General features: G+C 70.4%; 10 protein-coding genes. 3 read left to right on the top strand and 7 right to left on the bottom strand.

The genetic code is table 11. The annotated features are described in order from the left end of the window. Positions 1-36: 36 nt before the first annotated feature. From N1031_RS08410 to mnmA, 3 genes are read right to left on the bottom strand one after another with little or no spacing between them, the layout of a single operon-like run. On the bottom strand, positions 37-1,062 hold the full coding sequence (locus tag N1031_RS08410; protein ID WP_259479170.1) for an alpha/beta hydrolase: 1,026 nt from the start codon (positions 1,060-1,062) through the stop codon (positions 37-39). Next, positions 1,059-3,488 carry an NAD-dependent DNA ligase LigA gene (gene ligA / locus N1031_RS08405; RefSeq protein ID WP_259479169.1) on the bottom strand — a complete coding sequence of 810 codons (2,430 nt, stop codon included), beginning with the start codon at positions 3,486-3,488 and terminating at the stop codon, positions 1,059-1,061. The genes N1031_RS08410 and ligA overlap by 4 nt, the downstream gene beginning before the upstream one ends. Next, positions 3,488-4,618 carry a tRNA 2-thiouridine(34) synthase MnmA gene (mnmA, locus tag N1031_RS08400; RefSeq protein WP_259479168.1) on the bottom strand — a complete coding sequence of 377 codons (1,131 nt, stop codon included), beginning with the start codon at positions 4,616-4,618 and terminating at the stop codon, positions 3,488-3,490. Before mnmA ends, ligA begins: the two co-directional genes overlap by 1 nt. Before the next feature lie 96 nt (positions 4,619-4,714). Between mnmA and N1031_RS08395 the strand changes: the two genes are divergently transcribed. Beyond that, positions 4,715-5,695: an endonuclease/exonuclease/phosphatase family protein gene (locus N1031_RS08395; RefSeq protein WP_259479167.1), complete on the top strand. Its 981-nt coding sequence runs from the start codon at positions 4,715-4,717 to the stop codon at positions 5,693-5,695. A gap of 64 nt (positions 5,696-5,759) precedes the next feature. Here N1031_RS08395 and N1031_RS08390 read toward each other — a convergent pair whose 3' ends face one another. Both N1031_RS08390 and N1031_RS08385 read right to left on the bottom strand, forming a co-directional pair. Beyond that, positions 5,760-6,035: a hypothetical protein gene (locus tag N1031_RS08390; RefSeq protein ID WP_259479166.1), complete on the bottom strand. Its 276-nt coding sequence runs from the start codon at positions 6,033-6,035 to the stop codon at positions 5,760-5,762. Between the two features lie 85 nt (positions 6,036-6,120). After that, complete coding sequence (locus N1031_RS08385) at positions 6,121-7,380, bottom strand: cysteine desulfurase family protein (RefSeq protein ID WP_259479165.1); 1,260 nt, start codon at positions 7,378-7,380, stop codon at positions 6,121-6,123. 54 nt (positions 7,381-7,434) lie between these two features. Between N1031_RS08385 and glgX the strand changes: the two genes are divergently transcribed. Beyond that, positions 7,435-9,495: a glycogen debranching protein GlgX gene (gene glgX / locus N1031_RS08380; protein WP_259479164.1), complete on the top strand. Its 2,061-nt coding sequence runs from the start codon at positions 7,435-7,437 to the stop codon at positions 9,493-9,495. 50 nt (positions 9,496-9,545) lie between these two features. Here the strand turns inward: glgX and N1031_RS08375 are convergent, their stop codons facing one another. After that, positions 9,546-11,021: a DHA2 family efflux MFS transporter permease subunit gene (locus N1031_RS08375; protein WP_259479163.1), complete on the bottom strand. Its 1,476-nt coding sequence runs from the start codon at positions 11,019-11,021 to the stop codon at positions 9,546-9,548. Positions 11,022-11,102: 81 nt separating this feature from the next. Here N1031_RS08375 and N1031_RS08370 point away from each other — a divergent pair, with 81 nt between their 5' ends. Then, positions 11,103-11,720: a TetR/AcrR family transcriptional regulator gene (locus N1031_RS08370; RefSeq protein WP_259479162.1), complete on the top strand. Its 618-nt coding sequence runs from the start codon at positions 11,103-11,105 to the stop codon at positions 11,718-11,720. Positions 11,721-11,722: 2 nt separating this feature from the next. Here the strand turns inward: N1031_RS08370 and glgP are convergent, their stop codons facing one another. Then, the gene (gene glgP / locus N1031_RS08365) at positions 11,723-14,293 is read right to left on the bottom strand and encodes an alpha-glucan family phosphorylase (RefSeq protein ID WP_259479161.1); all 2,571 of its coding nucleotides are present in this window, start codon (positions 14,291-14,293) and stop codon (positions 11,723-11,725) included. Positions 14,294-14,417: the final 124 nt, after the last annotated feature.

The raw sequence follows: 14,417 nt of genomic DNA, 5'->3' as shown, positions 1-14,417 counted from the left end.
CTCCGGTGTTCTGTTCGCGAGGGTGTGCCCTCGATTCTATTCGGTCACCCGGGCGACGAACCCGACGGTCTGCTGCAGCGCTCTCCGCGCATCCGGGAGGTCGAGGTGGAACTGGTACTCGTGCGGCAGGCGCGGGCCCGGATCGCCCGGCCAGAAGAGCGCGGTGACGTCGTGACCGGCGGCGCGCAGCCGGTCGGCCAGCGGCACGGACTGCAGCGCGGTGAGACCGTCGGCGTCACCTCCCGAGACGAACACCGGGGGCCAGTGCACGTCGGGCCCGGCCAGCTCGATGGTCGACATAGCGGCACCGGCCGGTGTCTCCAGCCACCGCCGCGACCCGGTGACCGCGCGCAGCGCCGACCGGAAGCCCCACCCCACGATGCCGCGAGCCGCCCGCATGGCGGGCAGGTCGTAGATTCCGCAGTGCAGCACCACGCCTCGCAGCTGGTGCGGCCGCAGGCTCGCGCGAAGGCCCAGGATGCGCGCGTACTCAGGATCGACCGTGAGCGCGGCGAGCTGGCTGGCGAGCTGAGCGCCGGCGGAGTCGCCTGCGAGCACGATCCGATCGGGGTCGATGCCGAGTTCCACGGCATGGGCCACGAGGTACCCGAGCGCCTCGTCGAGCTGACGGATCGCCGTGGGGGCGACGGCCTCGGGAGCGATCGTGTAGTCGAGGCCCACGGCGGCGATCGGTGCCCGTGCGGCGAGGTGGCGGAGGTAGGGAAGCACGTCGGCGCGGCTGCCCGAGATCCACGCGCCACCGTGGATCCAGACCACGACGGGCAGTGGGCGTTCGAGAGGTTCGGATGCGAGACGCACCAGATCGAGCACGGGTGCGCCGGCGAGGGCGTAGGGGATGGCGCTTCGCACCGTCACTTCGGCGGGCAAGGGGTGGCGCTCCATCTCGGCGATCGTCTGGCGTGCGCCCCGCTCGAAGACCGCGCGGATGAGGAGGGCGGCCGGCCAGGGCGACACGCGGGTGGCGACGACCGTGGTGAGTGCCGCCAGAGCCGCGACCGCACCCGCCACCCCGAGTGCGGCCTTCAGCGGTGATCTGCTCACGGAGCCGGATCGGGCTGCGGAGCCTCCTCCGCGGCGACGGGCTCGGCCTGCGGGTCGGCCTCGGGTTCGGGTTCGGGTTCGGGCAGCGCAAGAGCGGCCGGTCCCTCGGTCACGAGCAGGGCGAACTCGGCCGCATCGATGATGCGCAGCCCCAGAGCTTCCGCCTTGGTGAGCTTCGAACCGGCGCCCGGCCCCGCGGCCACGTAGTCGGTCTTCTTGCTCACGCTCGAGGCGGCCTTGCCACCGGCCGCGATGATCGCCTCTTGAGCCCCCTCGCGCGAGTAGCCCTCGAGCGAACCCGTCGCCACGACCGTGAGTCCGTCGAGCACGCCTCCCGCGCCGACGGCCGCACCGGGCCCCGGATGGCCGGGAGTGGCGAACTGCACCCCGGCCTCGGCCCAGCGGTCGAGGATCTCGACGTGCCAGTCCACCTCGAACCACGCGATCAGCGCGTCGGCGATGATGCCGCCCACGCCGTCGACCGCCGCGAGCTCATCGCGAGTGGCTGCGCGGATCGCCTCGAGCGAGCCGAAGTAGTCGGCCAGCGCTCGCGCCGCCACCGGGCCCACGTGCCGGATGCTGAGCGACACCAGGATGCGCCAGAGGGGCTTGGTCTTGGCCTTCTCGATCTCGTCGAGCAGGCGCACGGCATTGGTGGACGGCACCGCATCGGCATCGCCCCAGAACTCGGCACCGGTGGCCGAGGGGTCGTAGGCGGGGTCGGCGTTCGCCCCCGTCTTGCGGCGCAACCGCCGGAAGGGCGCGACGACCTTGGGCGACGATCCGTCTTTGTCGAGCTTCGGCAGTCCCGTCTCGCCGTCGCGCACGATCACCCTGATGGGGAACAGGTCTTCCATCGTGAGCGAGAACAGCCCCGCCTCGGTGACCAACGGGGGGATCTCGGGTTCGAGCGGCTGGGTCAGCGCCGCGGCGCTCACCTCTCCGAGCACCTCGATGTCGAGCCCGCCACGGGAGCCCACGTGCTCGACACGGCCGCGCACCTGTGCCGGGCAGCTGCGCGCGTTGGGGCAGCGCAGGTCGATGTCGCCCTCCTTGGCGGGAGCGAGCGCAGTGCCGCACTCGGGGCAGAACTCGGGCATGACGAAAGCACGCTCGCTGCCGTCGCGCAGCTCGACCACCGGCCCGAGCACCTCGGGGATGACGTCGCCGGCCTTGCGCAGCACCACCGTGTCGCCGATGAGCACGCCCTTGGCCTTCACCACGTCTTGGTTGTGGAGGGTGGCCTGGCGCACCACGGAGCCCGCCACCTCGACCTTCTCCATCACCGCGAACGGTGTGGCCCGCCCGGTGCGGCCCACGCTCACGACGATGTCGAGGAGCTTGGTGTTCACCTCTTCGGGCGGGTACTTGTAGGCCGTCGCCCAGCGCGGAGCACGGCTCGTGGCCCCCAGCTCGGCGTGCAGCGCGAGATCGTCGACCTTCACGACGATGCCGTCGATCTGATGCTCGACGGCCGCCCGGTGCTCGCCGTAGTAGCGGATGAACTCCGCCACCTCGTCGATGGTGTCGAACACCCGGAAGTGGCTGGAGGTGGGCAGCCCCCACGAGGCGAGCAGACCGTACACCTCTGATTGCGCCGCCACCGGCGGGTTCGGCCACGCCCCGACACCGTGCACGAGCATACGGAGAGACGTGAGGCGGGTGGTGACGAGCGCGAGCTGCTTCTCGTTCTTGCCCTCGCTCTTCTGGCGGAGGGAACCGGCCGCGGCATTGCGGGGGTTGGCGAAGACCCGCTCGCCCGCGGCCTCCTGGGCCGCATTGAGGGCGTCGAAGGCGGCGACGGGAAAGAAGATCTCGCCCCTCACCTCGACCAGAGGCGGATGCCCGGTGCCCGCGAGCCGTGAGGGGATCGACTCGATCTGCAGCACGTTCTCGGTGACGTCTTCGCCCACCACGCCGTCGCCGCGGGTCGCCGCCGTGACGAGCACGCCGTCTTCATAGCGCAGGTTGATGGCGAGACCGTCGATCTTCAGTTCGCTGAGGAACCGCACCCGGGAGGCCCCGGCGTCGCGCACCACCTTGGCGGCCCACTCGTCGAGCTCCTCCTCGCTGAACACGTTGTCGAGGCTGAGCATGCGCTCGGCGTGCGTGATCGGTGCGAACAGCGTGGTGGCCGCCCGCCCACCCACGGTCTGGGTAGGACTGTCTCGCGACTGCAGCTCGGGGTGCAGGTGCTCGAGTTCGCCGAGCCGGCGCACCATGAGGTCGTACTCCTGGTCGGTGACCGTCGAGGCGTTGTCGACGTAGTACTCGTCGCGCAGCTCGAGGATGCGCGTGGTGAGCTGCGCCGCCTCGTCGCGGGCCGCCTCGAGGCCGTCAGGCGTCTCGGCCGGCAGCGCCGGGCCGCCCACTCCCGCCGCGGTCTCCTGCGGGACGGTCGCCCCCGCAGCGCGGCCGCGCGCCATCAGGCCCCTCCGCCGGCGGTGGAACCTGCACCCACCAGATCTGCCGCCACCGTGCGGTCGATCGTGCACTGCCCCAGCACCCGGGTGCCTACGTAGACGACCGCGGTCTGCCCGGGCGCCACCCCGTTCAAGGGACGAACGGGCGTGACGACGAGCTCACCGTCACGCACCCGCGCCACGGCCTCCACCGGGTCGGCGTGGGCGCGGATCTGCACCTCGCATTCGAAGTCGAGCTCGGGCTGCTCCGGGGCACGCCCCGCCCAGGTGTAGCGGGAACCCGCGATCTCGGCGATGTCGAGCGCCTCCTTCGGGCCCACCACAACCTGGTTCGACGAGGGCTTCACCTCGAGCACGAACCGCGGCCGGCCGTCGGGTGCGGGCCGTCCCAGGTTGAGCCCTCGGCGCTGGCCCACCGTGAACGCGTGCGCGCCCTCGTGCGAGCCCACGACGGCGCCCGACCGGTCGACGATCTCGCCCGTGGCGGTGCCGACGCGCTCGGCCAGCCAGCCGCTCGTGTCGCCGTCGGGGATGAAGCAGATGTCGTGGCTGTCGGGCTTCGAGGCCACGGAGAAGCCCCGAGCGGCCGCCTCGGCACGGATCTCGGCCTTAGACGGGGTGGCACCGAGCGGGAAGAGGCAGTGCGCCAGTTGCTCGGCCGTGAGCACGCCCAGCACGTAGGACTGGTCTTTGGCCCAGGTGGCGGCGCGATGCAGCTCGACGTCTCCCCGCGCATCCGTCACCACGGCGGCGTAGTGACCGGTGCACACGGCGTCGAACCCGAGGTCGAGCGCCTTCTCGAGCAGGGCGGCGAACTTGATGCGCTCGTTGCAGCGCATGCACGGGTTGGGGGTGCGGCCCGCCGAGTACTCGGCCACGAAGTCGTCGATGACATCGGCCTTGAAGCGCTCGGAGAAGTCCCACACGTAGAAGGGGATGCCGATCTTGTCGGCCACCCGCCGGGCGTCCATCGAATCTTCGATGGTGCAGCAGCCCCGGCTGCCCGTGCGGAGCGTGCCCGGCATTCGGCTGAGCGCGAGGTGCACTCCCACGACCTCGTGACCGGCCTCGACGGCGCGCGCCGCCGCCACCGCGGAGTCGACTCCTCCGCTCATCGCCGCCAGTACTCTCATGCCCTCCAGCATACGTGCGACCCCCGACAGCGACCCGGCGGCGATTCACACTGTGGATGAGGAGTTCGTTCAGCGTGGCGGTGCAGAATGAGTGCGATGTCGGCACTCCTCGAGGCACCCCACCGCTCCACGGGCGACGCACCGTCGCCTCGGCGGCGGCGTGCCCGCCCGGGCCTCGCCCTCGTCACGACCGTGCTCGCTCTGGCGCTGATGGCCGTGCTCGCCTTCCATGACTTCCTGCCCGACCTGTTCGGGCTGGGCCTGCTCGTCGACTCCGCACTGCCGTGGTTCGGTCTGCTCATCCCCGTGCTGCTCGTGGTCGCCCTGGTGAGCCGCAGCCTGGCCGCCATCGGCGCGGCCGTGGCGTCGGTGCTGGTGTGGGCCGTGTTGTTCGTGCCCGCGATCGTGCCGCTCGGCTGGAACGCCCCGGCCGCATCCGGGACCACCCTCACGGTGGCCAGCCAGAACGTGGAGGCGGACTCGGGCACCGCCGCCGAGTCGGCCACGGCACTGGCCGCCACGGGCGCCCAGGTGATCGCGTTGCAGGAGATGGACGACGCCGCACGTGAGGAGGTGTCGGCCGTGCTCGACGAGAGCTACCCCTACTCCTACGGCATCGGCACCGTGGGAGTGTGGAGCACCTATCCGATCGAGAACGCGCAGATGCTCGACCTCGGCCTCGGCTGGCAGCGCGGAATCGCCGCCGACCTCTCCACCCCGGCCGGGCTCGTCAGCATCTACGTCGTGCACGCTGCCTCCGCCCGCCCCGGCGACCACGCGACGCGCGACGAGATGCTCGCCAACCTCGCCGACTACGTGCCACGCGACGAGAACGAGCGCCTGGTGATGGTGGGCGACTTCAACGCCGGGTCCTCCGACCGGCACTTCAGCGCTCTCGCCGCCCAGCTCGACGAGCCGAATCAGGATGGGGGCGGCTTCGGCTTCACGTGGCCGGCCGGGCTGCCCGTCACGAGGCCCGACCACATTCTGCAACGCGGTATGAAGGCCGTCTCCAGCACGACGATATCGGCGGGAGCCTCCGACCACCTCGCGATCGTGGCGACCCTGCAGCTCTGACCCGGCTCGAGCCTCGACCCGACTCATCGGGCGTGCGAGGCCGGCCGGCGTCGCGCGGCGGTGGTCATGGAGAGTGCGGACCGCTCGGCGCACCGCCTTCAGGGGGTGACGGATGCTCATCCGAGTCGGCCGCAGCCCGCCGGGCCGCACGCCCCCAGGTGAGCGCACCGAGCACGATGAGGGTCGCCCCCACGGCGAAGCACAGTATGCCGAGCACCCAGCCCTGCTGGGTGAACACCATCGTCGACCAGGCGAAGGCGAACGTCGCCCCGATGAAATACCACTCCGCCCCGCCCGAGGGCGAGCCGATGAGACCCGTTCGGGTCGTGCGCTGAACCATCTCGTACTCCCTACTCACGGAGGGTTCCCGATGGCATCGACGCTACGCCGGGCCGTCGGCGGAGGCATCCGCCGAGCGGATGATCTTAGACGGGTGGCGCCGTGCGCCCACTCACCACGCGGTCGGAGTAGCCCGCCCTCCGCGCCGCGGCGCACGCCCCCGGGAGCGCCTCGATCAGTGCGTCGATCTCGCCCTCGGTGGTGCCGTGACCGAGGGTGAACCGCAGTGCTCCACGGGCGTCGTCGGCCGGCACCCCCATCGCGAGCAGCACGTGCGAGACCTCGGGCACGCCGGCCTGGCAGGCCGAGCCCGTGGAGACCGAGAAACCGGCCATGTCGAGGAGGAAGAGGAGGGAGTCGCCCTCGCAGCCCGGGAAGGTGAAGTGGGCGTTCCCCGGGAGACGCCCCTGCGGAGCGGGGTCGCCTCGCAACACCGCTTCTGGCACCGCGCTCCGCACTCCTGCCACCAGCCGGTCGCGCAGGCGCGCCAGGCCGGTGAGGAAGGCTGCGGTGTCGACCGTCGTCTGATCATCGTCGTCTGATGCGGAAGGATCGGAGGCCGCGCTCGCAGGGCGCGGCACGGAGGCGGCCGCCGCTGCGAACGCGACCGCGCCCGCCGCATCCTGCGTGCCCGAGCGCACGCGCTGCTGGTTGCCGCCGTGGATGAGCGGCTCGAGTGAGCTGCGCCGCGCGAGCAGGAGGGCGCCCACCCCCGCGGGGCCTCCGATCTTGTGCGCCGAGACGCTGAGCGCCGCCGCCCCCACCGCGTGGAAATCGATCGGCAGGTATCCGTAGGCGGCGACCGCGTCGATGTGCACCGGAACCCCGAACCGCTCGGCGACCTCCACCAGTTCCGCCACGGGCTGGACGGTGCCGACCTCGTTGTTGGCCCACAGCACGCTCACCAGGGCGACGGATGCGCCGTGCGCGGCGAGCGCGGCGTCGAGCGTCTCGGGGTGGAGACGTCCCACCTCGTCCACCGGCAGCCATTCCACCCGCGCGCCCTCGTGCCGCTCGAGCCACTCCACTGCATCGACCGTGGCGTGATGCTCGCCACCGGGGACGAGCACGACCGGTCGGGTCGCCTCTGCCTGGCGGGCCCAGTAGAGGCCCTTGACTCCGAGGTTGATCGACTCCGTGCCGCCCGAGGTGAGCACGACCTCGACCGGGTCGGCCCCGAGCGACGCCGCGATGATCTCGCGGGACTCCTCGAGGCGACGCTGACTGCTCCGGCCCTGGCTGTGGATGGAGGACGGATTTCCCACAAGGTCGAGCGCGGCAATGTAGGCGTCGCGTGCGACCGGCAGCATGGGCGTCGTCGCCGCGTGATCGAGGTACACGGGCATGGGGCTTCCAGGGCGATTTCAAGCGGAAAGAACGGTGCAACTACTCTATGTCTCATGACTGTGGCCGACCCCCTTGCCCGGCTCGGCGTTCGCGTGACCTCGCACGGCGGAGAACTGCGCGTGTGGTCTCAGAGCGCGACGAGCATCGAGCTCTGCCTCTACGACCACAAAGACCCGAACTGGGTCTACAAGACGGTGCCACTGGTCAAAGACGCGGCAGACGTGTGGTCGGTGCGCACGCGCAGCCTCACTCCCGGCCGTCGCTACAGCCTCCGTGTCACGGGCCCCGACGGCCCCCGCGACGCGTTCGACCCGAGCCTGGCGCTGCTGGATCCCTATGCGCGCGGCCTGGTGCGCTCCGGTCACGACCAGTGGCGGAGCGTCGTGGTCGACGAGGAGTTCAACTGGAACGGCGTGGGCAAGCCGAACACCCCGCTCGACCACACGGTGGTGTACGAGGCGCACGTGAAGGGCCTGTCGAAGATCAATTCGCGCATTCCCGAGAACCTGCGGGGCACCTATGCCGGCCTCGCCCACGAGAAGAGCATCGGCTATCTCAAGAGCCTCGGGGTGACGGCCGTGCAACTGCTGCCCGTGCACGCGTTCGTATCAGAACAGCGCCTGCAGAAGCAGGGTCTCACCAACTACTGGGGCTACAACACGCTGGGCTTCTTCGCGCCCCACAGCCTCTATGCCTCGAAGGCCGCCCAGGCGGAGGGCCCCGGTGCGGTGCTGCGCGAGTTCAAGGGCATGGTGAAGCTGCTGCACGAGGCGGGCCTGGAGGTCTTTCTCGACGTGGTGTACAACCACACCGCCGAAGAGGGGCGGATGGGGCCGACCACCAGCTTCAGGGGCATCGACAACGCCAACTACTACCGCCAGACGGCCCAGGGCGACTACGTCGACGTCACCGGCTGTGGCAACTCGGTCAACACCTCGGTGCCCGCGGTGTCCAGATTGGTGCTCGACTCGGTGAAGTACTGGGCCAACGAGGTGCAGATCGACGGCTTCCGCTTCGATCTCGCCGCCACTCTGGGCCGCAACGCCGACCACTACTACGACAACCAGCACCCGCTCCTCACGGCGCTCGTGAACGACCCGGAGCTCGCGGGTGTGAAGATGATCGCCGAGCCGTGGGACGTGGGGATGGGCGGGTGGCAGACCGGCAACTTCCCGTTCGGCTGGTCGGAGTGGAACGACCGCTTCCGCGACCGCATGCGCAAGTTCTGGCTGCGCGACATCAAGTCGATCCGCGAGAACGGCAACCCCGGCGACGGTGTGGGCATGCTCGCGACCCGCATCGCGGGGTCGTCGAACACCTTCGCGCAGCAGCGTGGGCCGCTGGCCTCGGTGAACTTCGTCACCGCGCACGACGGCTTCACCCTGGCCGACCTCACCGCTTACAACGTGAAGCACAACGTGGGCAACGGCGAGGCGAACCGCGACGGCACCGACAACAACATGTCGTACAACCACGGCATCGAGGGGCCCACCTCCTCGCGCACCATCGAGCAGGCCCGCCGACGGGCGATGCGCAACCTCATGGGCACCCTCCTGCTCTCCGCGGGCATCCCGATGATCACGGCGGGAGACGAATTCGGGCGGAGCCAGAAGGGCAACAACAACGCCTACTGCCACGACTCCGAGCTCACCTGGATCAGCTGGGACAGGCGCACCTGGCAGAAAGACCTCTGGCGCACCACGCAGCTCCTGCTGCGCCTGCGCCGCGAGAACCCTGCACTCCGGCCGGTGCGCTACGGCGTCTTCGGCGAGCGCACTCCCAGCGCGAGCCAGATGGACTGGTACGACGCCGGAGGCGATTCCATGTCGATCGCGGACTGGAACTCCCCCGAGAACCGCACGCTCCAGTACGTAGCGGCCTCCACGCCGGAGCACGAGCCGTTCAACCGCATCCTCACCGTCATCCACGGGGTGGAATCGCCGATCCAGGTGACGCTTCCCGTGCACGACGGCGTCACCGCCTACGAGCTGCTGTGGGACTCCTCGGTCGACGTCCCTCCCGTGCACCACCACGAAGAACCACCCGCCCGGTTCCTCCCCGGGCAGGTGGTCGACGTGGCGGCCGCCTCGCTGCAGCTCTACCGCGCGGTCTAGCTCAGCCGCGCGGGCTGGCTCACTCGCAAGGGCAGGCTCGCCCGGTCGGCCTAGTTCACTCGCGCGGTCCGACCGCTCGTGACGACCGAGCCGACTTCCGCGGTGCCGCCGCCTCGGCGCGCCCGACCCGCGGGCAGGGCCAGGGCGATCACGGCCGCGGCGAGCAGGGCGACCGCACCCGTCGCGATGGCCGGAACGGCGGCGTCGACGTAACCGTCGGGAGTGAACGAGCCGCCCGCGCCGGTGAACACGGCCGTGAGCACGGCGATGCCGAGCGCCACCCCGATCTCGCGCAGAGTCGAGTTGGTGCCCGAGGCCTTCGCGTTGTCGGCGGCGCTCATGTTCGCGAGCACCGCGGTCGACGACGGGGCGAAGACGAGTCCCATGCCGACTCCGGCCAGCACGAACGCGGGTACGAGCGCCGGATAGTCGAGCGTGGCCGACATCGTGACGGCCAACCAGCCCACGCCCGCGGCCTGCAGCACGAGCCCCGTCACGATGAGCACGCGCGTTCCCACCCGGGAGGCGAGCAGTCCGGCCAAGGGTGCCACGACCATCGGCGCCAGGGTCCACGGCATGGTCATCACGCCCGCCTCGAGTGGCGTCGCCCCACCCACGATCTGGAGGTACTGGATGAGGATGAACACCGCCCCGAAGATGCCGAAGCTGAACACGAGTCCCACCACATTGGCCACGGCGAAGCTCCGGTCACGGAACAACCGCAGCGGCAGGAGCGGGTTGGGCACCCGGCGCTCCCACGCCACGAACCCCACCAACAGCACCGCCCCGGCCACGAGCGAACCCACCACCTCGGCACTCGACCACCCCGCGTCGTTGCCGCGCACGATGCCGTACACCACTCCGAGCACACCGAGACCCGCGAGCAGCACTCCCACGATGTCGGCCCGCAGACGCGCGCCGAAGGTGTTCGGCAGTGCGAGCAGCACCAGCGGAACGCTCAGCACACCTACGGGCACGTTGAGCCAGAAGATCGCATCCCAGCTCCAGCCTTCGATCACGGCGCCACCGATGAGCGGTCCGAGGGCCACACCGAGTCCGGAGATGCCACCCCACACGCCGATGGCGAGCGGCCGCAGCCGCTCACCCACCGACCCGACGAGAAGCGTCAGCGACAGGGGCATCAGAGCCGCCGCCCCTACTCCCTGCACGGCGCGTGCCGCGATGAGCATCCAGGGCTCCACTGCGAGCGCGCACAGCGCCGACGCCACGGTGAACACGGCGATGCCCGCGAGAAAGACCGACCGGCGGCCGAGCCGGTCACCGAGCGCCACCGCGAGCAGCATGAAGGTGGCGAAACTGAGCGTGTAGGCATTCACGAACCACTGCAACTCCTCGATGGAGGCGTCGAGCTCATGGCCGAGCACCGGCAGGGCGCTGGTCACCACGAGATTGTCGAGGGTCGCCATGAACATGGGCACCGAGGCCGCGACGATGGCGAGCCAGACCGGGATGCGGCGCCCGCGCGACTCGGCGATAGAACGGGACGGCGTGTCGACGAGCGTCATGCTGAGCTCCCTGGGATGAGATTTAGGTAATCGAATGATTACAAGACACACCATAAGTAATCGACTGATACCATGTCAAGCGTGACCGACCCCCTCGAGAAGAAGCCGCGGATGGCCTCCGACGAACGCCGCGCGCTCATCGTCGCGGCGGCCACCGAGGTGTTCGGCGAATCGGGCTACACCGGCACCACCACCGACGCGGTCGCGCGGGCCGCCGGCGTCAGCCAGCCCTACGTGGTGCGCCTGTTCGGCACGAAGGAGCAGCTCTTCCTCGAGGTGCTCTCCGAAGCACTCGCGCGCCTTCTCGCAGCGTTCCGCGCCGCGCTGGCCGGAGATCCCGCCGTTCCGGTGGGCCGCCGCCTCGGGCTGGCCTACTTCGAGCTCATCGTCGACCGCGGCATCCTGCTCACCCTCATGCACGCATTCTCGCTGGGCGCCGACCCGGTCATCGGCCGCGCCGCCCGCCGGGGCTTCATGGAGGTGTACCACCTCCTGCGCGACGAGGCCGGCATGACCCCGGAGGAGGCCAATTCCTTCCTCAGCGGAGGCATGCTCGCGAACGTGGTGCTCGGCGTGAGACTGCTCGACGACGAGGCCACCGACCCCGGCGTGGGCGAACTGCTCTGCGCCGTCTTCCCCGAGAAGCTCGAGCTCATCCGGGCCAGCCACCCCGCGCCGCGCGGCGGTACCGCTCGGTAGGTCTACCGGGCGACGGCGATCAGCCCCAGCTCGGCCGGCGACGCGAGGTGGGCGTGTTTCGGAACCACCCGCACCGTGTACCCGAAAGAACCCGCTCGCGCGAGCTCGACCGTACCCGAGTAGACCCGGTCGTCTGAGACGTCGCCGCCCTCGCGCTCGTGCGGGGTGGAGAGCTCCACCACCGAGGCGTTGGAGATGTCGTCGCCGTGCACGGCGTGCCCGTACACCACCTCGACCGCCACGTCGTGCGGTGCGAGCCCGCCCAGCTGCACGTGCGCCCGCACGTGCAGCACGTCTCCCACCTGGGGCGTCGCGTCGAGCCCGCCCGACTCCACGTGGTTCACCGTCACGCCGGGCCAGGCCGCACGCACCCGGGCCTTCCACTCGGAGAGCTCGCGCGCCGCCTGGTGGTCGTCGGCGGTCATCGCGCGTTCGGCTTCTGCGGCCGGCACGTAAAGACGCTCGACGTACTCGCGCACCATGCGCTCGGCGCTCAGCTCGGGCGAGAGCGTCGCCAGCGTGTGCCGGATCGACTGCATCCAGTGCGCGGGCACCCCGTCGGCGTCGCGATCATAGAACCGCGGGGCCACCTGGTTCTCGAGCAGGTCGTAGAGCGCCTCCGCCTCAAGCGAGTCGCGCTCCTCCGCATCGCCGGCAGAATCGGCCGTGGGGATGGCCCAGCCGGTCTCGCCGTCGAAGTACTCGGCCCACCACCCGTCGAGGATCGACAGGTTGAGCCCGCCGTTGAGCGCCGCCTTCATGCCCGAGGTGCCGCACGCCTCCAGCGGGCGCAGCGGGTTGTTGAGCCACACGTCGGTGCCCGGGTAGAGCACCTGAGCCATGCCGATGTCGTAGTTGGGCAGAAACACCATGCGCTGCCTCACCTCGGGGTCGGACGCGAACTGCACGAGCTTCTGGATGAGGCGCTTGCCCTCCTCGTCGGCGGGATGCGACTTGCCGGCCACGACGAACTGCACCGGACGCTCTGGGTTGAGCAGGATCGACTTCAGGCGCGCGGGATCGTGCAGCATGAGGGTGAGCCGCTTGTAGGTGGGCACCCGCCGCGCGAATCCGATGGTGAGCACCTGCGGATCGAGCAGCCCCTGGTACCAGGCGGGCGGGATGCTGTCAGGGCTCTGCTCGCGCCAGGCCTCAGTCACCCGCCGGCGGGCGTCGTGCACGAGCTGCCGGCGCATATCTCCGCGCACCGCCCAGAGCTCGGCGTCGGTCACCGCGTCGGACGACCAGTCCGCGGCCGTGGTGTCGCCGGTACCCAGCTTGGTGCGGGCGAGCTCCTGCAGCAGAGGATCCGTCCAGGTGGGGGCGTGCACGCCGTTCGTCACCGAGGTGATGGGCACATCCGCCTTGTCGAAGCCCGGCCAGAGCCCGGCGAACATGCCGCGGCTCACCTCTCCGTGCAGCTTCGAGACGCCGTTCGCCCGCTGCCCGAGCCGAAGCCCCATCACGGCCATGTTGAACACCTCGGGCGAACCGCCCTCGTAGTCCTCGGTGCCGAGCGCGAGCACGTCGGCCACGTCGAGCCCCGGGAGCATGTCGGTGGAGAAGTAGCGTTCCACGAGCGTGCGCTCGAAACGGTCGATCCCCGCGGGCACGGGAGTGTGGGTGGTGAACACCGTTCCCGCACGCACCACCTGCAGCGCCTCGTCGAAGCTGAGCCCGCCCCCGATGAGGTTCGAGATGCGCTCCAGGCCCTGGAACCCGGCGTGGCCCTCGTTGGTGTGGAAGACCTCGGGCAGCGGGGAGTCGGTCAGTTCGGCCAGCACCTCGAGAGCGCGAACGCCGCCGATGCCGAGCAGCAGCTCCTGCAGCAGCCGGTGCTCACCGCCCCCACCATAGAGCCGGTCGGTGACGCTGCGCAGATCGTCGTCGTTGTCGGGGATGTCGGTGTCGAGCATCAGCAGCCGCACCCGCCCCACCTGCGCCTGCCAGATGCGCGCGTGGAGAGCCCGGCCGCCCGGGAGCGCGAGCACGATCTGGGCCGCCGTGCCGTCGGCCAGACGGAGCACCGACAGCGGGAGGCCGTCGGGGTCGAGCACCGGATAGCTCTCCTCCTGCCAGCCGTCGCGCGAGATCGACTGCGAGAAGTACCCCGAGCGGTAGAAGAGACCGACGCCGATGATCGGCACGCCGAGATCCGACGCCGCCTTGAGGTGGTCTCCGGCCAGGATGCCGAGACCGCCCGAGTACTGCGGGAGCGCGGCGGCGATGCCGAACTCCGGCGAGAAGTAGCCGATGCTGCCGGGGCGAGGCCCCTCGAGCGACTGGTACCACCGGGGCTCGCTGAGGTAGGAGCGAAGGTCGTCTCGAAGGCTGTTGGCCCAGGCCACGAACCCGGGGTCGAGGGAGAGCTGCTCGAGGCGCTCGGGGCTCACCGCGCCCAGCAACGCCACCGGGTCGCCGAGCGTCGCCCGCCAGTCGTCGGGAGAGATGTGAGCGAAGATCTGCCGGGTGGGCTCGTGCCAGGCCCACCTCAGGTTCGCCGCGAGCTCGCCGAGCGACGAGAGCGACTCGGGCAGCACCGAGCGGACGGTGAATCGACGAATGGCCTTCACTGCGTGTGCACTCCTTCTGAGACGGGATTCCCCCGGCCGACCCTCGACAGCCTAAGGCAGCCTCGTTTCCGGGCGGTGAACAGCACGCACCCTGCCGTTGCACGGGCCGGTGAAGTCGGTAGGG

It is taken from the genome of Herbiconiux moechotypicola, assembly GCF_024979255.1.
Lineage (GTDB): Bacteria > Actinomycetota > Actinomycetes > Actinomycetales > Microbacteriaceae > Herbiconiux > Herbiconiux moechotypicola.
This window is presented reverse-complemented; position numbering and strand designations above follow the sequence as displayed.